We start from the raw sequence: 9,167 nt of genomic DNA on the forward strand, positions 1-9,167 counted from the left end.
TTTGAAATACTTCTTACATCAAACTTCTTGTAAAATTTCTTTCCTAGGTTGATCGACCTATACCTTCTTTCTTGTATGTAATAGTAGATTTGAGGTATAAGTAGGATTAATAAGATTATTAAAATATATTTCATATAAGTCCTCCTTCCTATATTAATACCCAAAATAAAAATCCCTAAAGGTCCTTGCCTCTAGGGATTGAATATTTTAGTGGGTTGCTCCACCAGTTACATTTAAATCTTCTTTGTCAGCGTATTTTACAATTGCTCTTACAGCAGCATTTAGGCCCTTTACTATATCGTCTAGGCTCATGGATGCCGTGTCTTTTTTGTCTACTACTTGTTCTGGAAGGAAGGGTACGTGGATAAATCCTGCCTTGATATTGCCATATTTTTCCGCCAAGTATAGGTCTTGGTACATTACGTGGTTACATACGAAGGTTCCAGCTGTGTTTGATACTGATGCTGGGATATTTTCCTTCTTTATTTCTTCTACTATTGCTTTGATTGGAATTGTAGCAAAGTAGGCATTCTTGCCGTCTTCTCTGATTTTAACGTCGATTGGTTGGTTTTCTTCATTATCAGGAATTCTCGCATCGTCTTGGTTGATGGCAACTCTTTCAACTGTTAGATCATATCTTCCACCAGCTTGTCCTACTGAAAGGATTACGTCTGGTTTGATTTCCTTGATTTTTTCTTCAATTTTATCAGCTGCCTTGTGAAATACTGTTGGTATTTCTAGTTTATAGATCTCAGCTCCTTCGCTATTTTCATCGATTCTTTTAACTGATTCTATAGCTGGATTAGTTTTTTCTCCTCCAAATGGATCAAATCCTGTAATTAAAATTTTCATATTTCCTCCTAAAATGCCCAAAATCTCATAAGTAGTATGTGAACTACGATTAGTATTATGGATAGTAGGGCTTGTTCTTTTATTACTTTGTTCTTATCTTTCATCTCTAGTAGGGCCACTGGCAAGAGGTTGAAGTTACCTGCCATTGGTGTAAGAAGAGTTCCGCAATAACCTGATGTCATCGCAAGGGCTGCCGCTATTGCAGGATCTGCCCCTTGGGCTATTACAAAAGGTACTCCTATTCCTGCAGTGATTACTGTAAAGGCTGCGAAGGCATTTCCCATAATCATGGTAAATATTACCATACCCAAGACATAGGCAATTGCTCCTGTCCAAGGATTTACAGTTGGGATTATTCCTCCGATAATCTTAGCTATTACATCCCCCACTCCTGCTGCAGCAAAGATTGCTCCAAGGGCTGCCAATAGCTGTGGTAGGATTGCTACTGTACCTACTTGTTGAACCATCCTATCAGATGAGTCTAGCATGTCCTTAAAGCTTGATTTGGTAAGAACCATAGCAAATACTACTGCTATTATTGCAGTAAGACCCAAGACTGAAGATGATGATTCCGGAATAATTTTTGCTATCGCTATAGCAAGGACTGCCATAATTATTACTGGTAAGAATACCTTAAGACCAAGCCTCTTGCTAGATGCAATTTGAATCTTCTCACTAACTTCCTTACTTCCCTTGATCTTGATTCCATCGATAAGGGAAATTATAGCGATTAGGACAACTAGGATTCCGCTTATCTCTGAAGGAATGACTTTTCCTAGAGCAAAGAGGACTCCTAAGATTATCCAGAATATTACTGTTGTAAGCTTCTTTTCCTTGGAAGGATCTTTGGCTACCCTAAAGGCTGTGTAGAAGAATTGAAGGCCAATTATTACAAAGATAAACTCCAAAAACATTGGGAAAAATTCTGCTCTTGTCATCTACTTACCTCCCTTTATCTTCTTATCGTCTATGATATTTTTGATAATACCAAGAACAAGGGTGATAAGGGCTATAGGGATTGAATATTGGCTTAGCTCGATATTTGTAACATTGTAACCAAGCTCTGCCATAGTTCCTACCATCATTAATACACCTGCTGCTCCAACGAAAGTATTTTGGGCAAAGAAGTTACCGAAGTTTTCCATGGCAGCTCCCCTAGCCTTTAGACTTTCTACTTCTTTCTCGCTTAGCTTACCCTTTTTCTTCTCAGCTGATGCCCTAGCCATTGGGAAGATTATTGGTCTAACAAATTGGACCAGACCGTAAATTCTCATTGACAAGAAACCAGCAAGTTCTCTAAAGGCAAGGTATACTGAAAGAAGGGCACCTGATGATAGGTTTTCTCTTTTCTTAACTATGTTTTCAGCCACTTGCTTAAGTCCGTGCTCTTCCGATAGTCCTATTACTGGAAGAGTGATGATAAATATGGTTACTATTCTTTGGGAAACAAAACTATCGCCTAAGATCGACAAGAATTCGCTTACGCTTAGTCCTGAGACCAAAGCTGTGATGAAACCTGATAGGACAACCGTAAAGATTATATTCAGTTTGAATATAAAACCCAATACGATAATCAGGATTCCTATTAATTTAATATATTCCATAAAACCTCCTATGATTTATCTATACTTTACCCGATATGTTAGATAAATTTAAGAATCATAAATTTTATACAAATTAATTTGTCGGTATAATAAAGGAAAGGAGAATAAAATGTATAGTAAAATAATTTCTGGAAAAGACCTAGAAGAAAATTTAGATAATTTTGATATAATTGATGTAAGAACTGAGGAAGAATACAAGATGGGCCATGTGAAAGGTGCGATCAATATTCCCTACGATGAGATTTTGGAAAATCTCGATAGAATCGATAAGGATAAGCCTACTATAGTTTATTGCAGATCAAATGCCAGGGCAGAAATTGCAAGTCTTAGCCTAAAGTCAGCGGGTTTTCCTTACATTTATATAGGAGATGGAGTCGAACTTTACGATTATAAGCTTGTGAAATAACTTAACGATTCAATTAAACGCTATTAATTTAGTAAATAAAACTTAATAATAGACATACAAAAAGCTTTGGCATTTTTCTTTGCCAAAGCTTTCTTTTAATCTATTACCCTCACCTTAATGGCTTGGGCGCCTCTTGGGGCCTCTATTTTTTCGAATTCTACGTCTTGGCCTGGGTAGAGTTTCTTAAAGCTAGTATCGCTTTCTATATCAGAATAGTGAACAAAGAGGTCCTCCCCTTCCCATTCGATGAAACCAAAACCTCTTTTATTGTCAAATATCTTAACTTTTCCTCTATTCATACTACTCCTTTGTCTGGGAGAAAAGTATCCTTAGACTCTCCTCCTTGACACTTCCCATATCATCTTCATCAAAGATTTCTATATTCTTAAAGCCAATATCTTCGATTATTTCTTTAACTTCTTCTATTTCGTAAAGTCTTTCCTGCTGAAATTCTGATATTCTCCTATAAGATCCATCTTCATTTTCTACGAAAAACTCCAAATGCATATCACAAAGCTCATCTTCATAGAAATTATCCCAAGTGTAGAATATGTCTTCGTATTCGTAGACATAGCATTCATTTCCGAAAACTTCCCTAATCTTGTAAGGCGAATTAATATCAAATACCAAAAGTCCACCTTTCTTTAAGCTAGCATAGCAATTTTTAAATAGCTTAAGAAGGTCTTCTTTCTCTGTCACATAATTTACAGAATCTAGGAGGATTACTATAAGATCATAAGTATCTTCCTTGACATATTCAACCATGTCATAGTGGATGAGATTTACATTAGAAGGGTCGTATTTATTTGCAAAAACTTCTAGCATCTTCCCCGATATATCTAGGGCGTCGATATTTTCGAATTCATCAAAGAAATATCTGGTAAGCATTCCAGAGCCTGCTGCAAGCTCTAGCATGTTTTCCTTCTTTATCCCGTGCTTTTTTACAAGAGATTTTATATTTTCTGCATATTTTTCATAATCTAGGTCAAAGCTTAGTTTGTCATAGATATAAGAAAAGTCGTCGTACATTATTTATCCTTGATTTCTTCTAGGGAAGCCTTAGTTTTTTCTAGGAGGTCTTCGTAGCCTGCAAGTTTCTCACGTTCTTCATTTACTACCTTCTCTGGAGCTTTTTCGACAAAGCCCTTGTTGGAAAGCTTGCCGCTAGCCCTCTTAATTTCAGCTTCTAAGCGTTTGATCTCATCTTTTAGCCTAGCTCTTTCTTTCTCATAATCTACCAATTCATCAAGGCTCATTAGTACAGAGAATTCATTGAATACTAGTCTTACTATGCCCTCTTCATCCTTAATTTCACTATCTTCCTTAGCCAAAACTTCAACTTCACTTGCCTTAGCAAGATTTACAAATTGGTCCTTGATTTCTTCTATAAGTGGAATATTTTCCTTATTTTCTACAAGGATTGTAAGTTTTTGACAAGTCTTTGCTGGAACATTTAGGGTAGCTCTTTGATTTCTTATGGCTGTTATGGCTTCTATTACAGAGTTGACATTGCTTTCTTCATTGACAAAGTCAAATTCTTTCCTAAACTCAGGCCAGTCTTCTACTATCAAGAGGTCTTTCTTGTTTGGAAGGGATGAGTAGATTTCTTCTGTAATAAATGGCATAAATGGATGAAGGAGAACTAGCATGTTCTTTAGGACATAAAGAAGGACTTTCTTTACATTTGCCTTGGCTTCCTCATCATCTCCATAAAGTCTAATCTTGGCAAATTCTATATACCAATCGCAATACTCATTCCAGATGAAATCCTCAATCCTATCTGCTGCAAGACCGATTTCGTATTTGTCGAGGTTTTTGCTGACATCTACTATTACATCGTTAAGTCTCTTAAGGATCCACTTATCTTCAAGCTCGAGATTTACTCCCTTAAAGTCTAGGTCGTCTCCCTCTTCGATATTCATTAGGACAAATCTTGAAGCATTCCACAACTTGTTGGCGAAGTTTCTGCTTGCAAGGATTCTCTTTTCGTCATAACGCATATCATTTCCAGGAGAGTTACCTGTAATTAAGGTAAATCTTAGGGCATCTGCTCCGTATTCATTTACAACATCGATTGGATCTACACCATTTCCTAGGGACTTACTCATCTTTCTTCCTTGTGGGTCTCTGATTAGTCCGGTAAATAGAACGTGGTGGAAAGGAACCTTGCCTGTGTTATAAATTGAAGAGAAGATCATTCTGATTACCCAGAAGAAGATTATATCATAACCTGTAACTAGGATATCTGTTGGGAAGAAATAATCTAATTCTTCGTTTTCATCTGGCCAGCCAAGAGTTGCAAAAGGCCATAGGGCTGATGAGAACCAGGTATCTAGGGTATCTTCGTCTTGAGTTACATGCTCTCCTTCGAGCATGCCATTTTCATCTGGTTCATCCTCAGATACAATAATTTCTCCATCATCTGTGTAGAAAACTGGAAGTCTGTGTCCCCACCACAATTGACGGGAGATGGTCCAGTCTCTGATATTATTTAGCCAGTTCATGTATGTTTTAGATAGGGAATCTGGTATAAGTTTTACCTCACCATTTTCGTAAGCATCTATACACATTTGTGCAAATTCGTCCATCTTAACAAACCATTGTTTGGATATTAATGGCTCGATTACTACCTTGGTTCTTTCAGAATAACCTACAGCATGCTCGATTTCCTCGATTTTTTCAAGCTGACCGGCTTCTTCTAGGTCTTTTATCATCTCCTTACGAGCCTCATACCTATCCATGCCAGAATATTTGCCGTAACCCTCAACAATATGAGCCTTGGTATCTATTACTACACATTGGCCGAGGTCGTGACGAGCTCCTACTTCGAAGTCGTTAGGGTCGTGAGATGGGGTAATCTTTACAAGACCTGTACCATATTCCATATCTACATAGGAATCTTCTATTAGAGGAATCTTCCTACCAACTAGAGGAAGAATCAAGTTCTTGCCTATCTTATCCTTAAAGCGAGGATCTTCTGGGTTAACTGCAACTGCCAAGTCTCCAAGCATTGTCTCTGGTCTTGTTGTAGCAATTGTCACATACTCATCACTATCTTCGAAGAAATATTTGATATACCAGAGGTGGCCTACTTGGTCTTCGTGATATACTTCTGCATCTGAGATAGCAGTTTCTGCCTTAGGATCCCAGTTAACTATCCTATTTCCCCTATAGATTAGGCCATCGTCGTACATCTTCTTGAAGACTCTCTTAACAGCCTTGGTTAGATTTTCATCCATAGTGAAGGAATCATGGTCCCAATCACAAGATACACCGATTGTACGAAGTTGCTCTTTAATTCTTCCCCCGTACTTATGGGTCCAGTCCCAGGCTTCTTCGAGAAAGCCATCACGGCCTAAGTCTGCCTTGGTCTTTCCCTCGCTAGAAATCTTATCTACTACCTTACTTTCGGTAGATATAGAAGCGTGGTCTGTTCCAGGAATCCATAAGGCCTCAAAGCCTGCCATTCTCTTGTAACGAATGATGATATCTTGGATAGTGTTATTTAGGGCATGACCTAGATGGAGGTAGCCTGTAACATTTGGTGGTGGCATAACTATAGTGTAAGGCTTCTTGTCAGGATTTACCTTGGCCTTGAAGTATCCACCCTTCTCCCATTTTTCATAAATTTCTTTTTCAAACTGATTTGGATTGTATTTTGTATCCATATTAACTCCTTTAAAAAATAAAAAAGGTGATAACAACATAGGACGAATGACCGTGTTACCACCTAATTTTCTTAATTAAGACTCTCTTTGCACCAATGCGTGCGACATGAAACATTTACAAAAGCAACCTTCAAAAGTTCATACTAGAAACTTCCAGCTCCCGTTTCCTCTCTAGAAGTAATCCCTTCCTACTCCTCTTTTATTGTTTCGATATTGTATATACTATATTTTCTTTATCTATTTTGTCAATCCATCCTCATTTTGTAAATTTCCCTTAAATTTAGCCTCTAATTTGTTATATTTTTTCATAATCTTACATGCTTGAAAGTCTTTTCCTAGCATAAATGTTAGAATTTAAAGAATGTATAAAAATTTAATGGAAAAGTTTTCATATTCCAAAAAATTTGATATAATATATCTAGGATCGCACAAAGGAGTGAAGGAAATTTGGATATTTATATTATTTCAGATACAGCTGGCCTTGCTATATCAGAGATAGTGCACTTTTCCTTGAGCAAATTTGATATAAATTCCAATATTATTATCAAATCTCAAGTCAAGGAAATAGACGAACTTTCTGATTTATTAGCGAGTATTAGGACCGACAATATAATAATTTATCACTCTTTCCAAGATTCTAAGATGAGTGCCTATATTAAAACTTTTGCCCAGACTAAAGAGATTGAGACCATTGACCTAATGGCCTACTCTATCAACAGTCTCTCAAAGATTCTTAATCAAAAGCCTCTTGATAATCCAAACTTTATCAATGCTTATGATTCAAGTCATATGAGAAGGCTAGATGCTCTAGATTTCGCCATCAAATACGACGACGGAGCCGACTTTAGGGGTATAAAGTTTTGTGATATAGCTATTATAGGAGTTTCAAGATCATCTAAGACTCCCCTATCTATGTATTTGGCTAGCAAGGGATTTAAGGTATCAAACATACCCTTGATTGTGGACTCAAAGGCTCCGAGGGAGCTTTTTGAAATCGATTCCAGACACATCATAGGCCTTACAATCAATAAGGATAGACTAAAAAGTGTAAGAGATGAAAGACTAAAGTCCCTTAAGTTATCTAGCGATTCAATCTATTCTAGCAAAAAAAGGATTGAGGCCGAGCTAAAATACGCAGATGATTTGATGAAAGATTTGGGATGTTTTGTAATCGACGTGACCTATAGATCAATCGAAGAAACTTCAGATATCATTATTAATTATTTAAACAAAAATAAGTTATTGGAAAGGAAAGAAAAATGACAAACAAATACGTTTATAACTTTAACGAAGGAAACATGTCAATGAGAGCCCTCTTGGGTGGTAAGGGTGCAAACCTTGCAGAGATGACCAATCTTGGTATCAGAGTACCATATGGTTTTACAATAACTACAGAGGCTTGTACCAGATTTTACAAAGAAGACAAGAAGCTTTGGGATGATCTAAACAAGGAAGTTACAGAACATATCAAAGACTTGGAAAAAGCAAACGAAAAAACTTTTGGTTCTACAGAAGATCCACTTCTAGTTTCAGTTAGGTCTGGAGCACCAATTTCCATGCCAGGTATGATGGATACTATCCTTAACTTAGGTCTTAATGACGATGCGGTAATCGGTCTTGCCAAGAAAACTGACAACGAAAGATTCGCTTATGACTCTTACAGACGTTTTATCCAAATGTTTGCTGACGTTGCTATGGAGCTTGACAAAAATAACTTCGAAAAACTCCTTACTGCCAAGAAAGAAGCAAAAGGCGTTAAGCTTGATACAGAACTTGATGCAAATGACCTCAAAGAATTAGTAGAAGAATATAAAGCAAAATACAAAGAGCTTATGGGAGAAGACTTCCCACAAGAGCCTAGAGAACAACTTGACCTTGCAATCTCTGCTGTATTTAGATCTTGGGGTAACGAAAGAGCTATCCTTTACAGAAAACTAAACGATATAGACGATGCTATGGGAACAGCTGTTAACGTTCAATCCATGGTATTTGGTAACATGGGCGACTCATCAGGTACTGGTGTAGCCTTCTCAAGAAACCCAGCTACTGGAGAAAACGTCCTATTTGGTGAATACCTAATCAATGCCCAAGGTGAAGACGTAGTAGCAGGTGTAAGAACTCCTCAAGAAATAGCTACCCTAGAAAAAGCTATGCCAGATGTTTACAAGGAATTTTTCGATACATCTGAAAAGCTAGAAAAACACTACAAAGACATGCAAGATATGGAATTTACTATCCAAGATGGTAAACTCTTCATCCTCCAAACAAGAAATGGTAAAAGAACTGCCCAAGCAGCAGTTAAGGTTGCAGTTGACCTTGTAGAAGAAGGTCTAATAGATGAAAAAGAAGCTGTCCTAAGAGTTAATCCAAAAGACCTTGATGGCCTCCTCCACCCTACCTTTACACAAAAGTCTGAAGAGGAAAATGAACCTGTAGCAAAAGGACTTGCAGCATCTCCTGGGGCTGCAGTAGGTAAGATTGCCTTCTCTGCAAAAGAAGCAGCCAAAAGAGCAGTTGACGGCGAAGCAGTAATCCTAGTCCGTGAAGAAACATCGCCAGAAGACCTAGAAGGAATGGTATCTGCTAAGGGAATCCTTACAGCTCGTGGAGGAATGACAAGCCACGCCGCCGTAGTAG

General features: G+C 37.6%; 9 protein-coding genes. 3 read left to right on the forward strand and 6 right to left on the reverse strand.

The features are described 5' to 3' along the window. Window positions 1–207 precede the first annotated feature (207 nt). The 3 genes from pcp to MRZ08_RS07770 are packed head-to-tail and all read right to left on the reverse strand — an operon-like array spanning window position 208 to window position 2,456. The gene (pcp, locus tag MRZ08_RS07760) at window positions 208–852 is read right to left on the reverse strand and encodes a pyroglutamyl-peptidase I (RefSeq protein ID WP_297381395.1); all 645 of its coding nucleotides are present in this window, start codon (window positions 850–852) and stop codon (window positions 208–210) included. Between the two features lie 8 nt (window positions 853–860). Next, window positions 861–1,790: a DUF979 family protein gene (locus tag MRZ08_RS07765; protein WP_297381397.1), complete on the reverse strand. Its 930-nt coding sequence runs from the start codon at window positions 1,788–1,790 to the stop codon at window positions 861–863. Next, window positions 1,791–2,456 carry a DUF969 domain-containing protein gene (locus MRZ08_RS07770; protein WP_297381400.1) on the reverse strand — a complete coding sequence of 222 codons (666 nt, stop codon included), beginning with the start codon at window positions 2,454–2,456 and terminating at the stop codon, window positions 1,791–1,793. A gap of 109 nt (window positions 2,457–2,565) precedes the next feature. Between MRZ08_RS07770 and MRZ08_RS07775 the strand changes: the two genes are divergently transcribed. Further along, on the forward strand, window positions 2,566–2,862 hold the full coding sequence (locus MRZ08_RS07775; protein ID WP_297381403.1) for a rhodanese-like domain-containing protein: 297 nt from the start codon (window positions 2,566–2,568) through the stop codon (window positions 2,860–2,862). Window positions 2,863–2,957: 95 nt separating this feature from the next. Here MRZ08_RS07775 and MRZ08_RS07780 read toward each other — a convergent pair whose 3' ends face one another. From MRZ08_RS07780 to MRZ08_RS07790, 3 genes are read right to left on the reverse strand one after another with little or no spacing between them, the layout of a single operon-like run. After that, window positions 2,958–3,161 (reverse strand): cold shock domain-containing protein, encoded by a 204-nt coding sequence (locus tag MRZ08_RS07780; RefSeq protein WP_297381407.1) that lies wholly within the window; start codon window positions 3,159–3,161, stop codon window positions 2,958–2,960. A gap of 1 nt (window position 3,162) precedes the next feature. After that, a complete protein-coding gene (locus MRZ08_RS07785) occupies window positions 3,163–3,891 on the reverse strand; it encodes a class I SAM-dependent methyltransferase (RefSeq protein WP_297381409.1) in 729 nt (242 codons plus the stop codon). Further along, a complete protein-coding gene (locus MRZ08_RS07790; RefSeq protein WP_297381412.1) occupies window positions 3,891–6,530 on the reverse strand; it encodes a valine--tRNA ligase in 2,640 nt (879 codons plus the stop codon). The genes MRZ08_RS07785 and MRZ08_RS07790 overlap by 1 nt, the downstream gene beginning before the upstream one ends. Window positions 6,531–6,977: 447 nt before the next feature. Between MRZ08_RS07790 and MRZ08_RS07795 the strand changes: the two genes are divergently transcribed. Beyond that, a complete protein-coding gene (locus tag MRZ08_RS07795) occupies window positions 6,978–7,793 on the forward strand; it encodes a pyruvate, water dikinase regulatory protein (protein ID WP_297381415.1) in 816 nt (271 codons plus the stop codon). Further along, window positions 7,790–9,167, forward strand: a 1,378-nt coding sequence (locus MRZ08_RS07800; RefSeq protein WP_297381417.1) for a pyruvate, phosphate dikinase, incomplete at its 3' end; no start/stop codon positions are given. The genes MRZ08_RS07795 and MRZ08_RS07800, both read left to right, overlap by 4 nt.

Origin of the sequence: Anaerococcus sp. (assembly GCF_022770135.1) — a bacterium.
Classification (GTDB): Bacteria; Bacillota; Clostridia; order Tissierellales; family Peptoniphilaceae; genus Anaerococcus.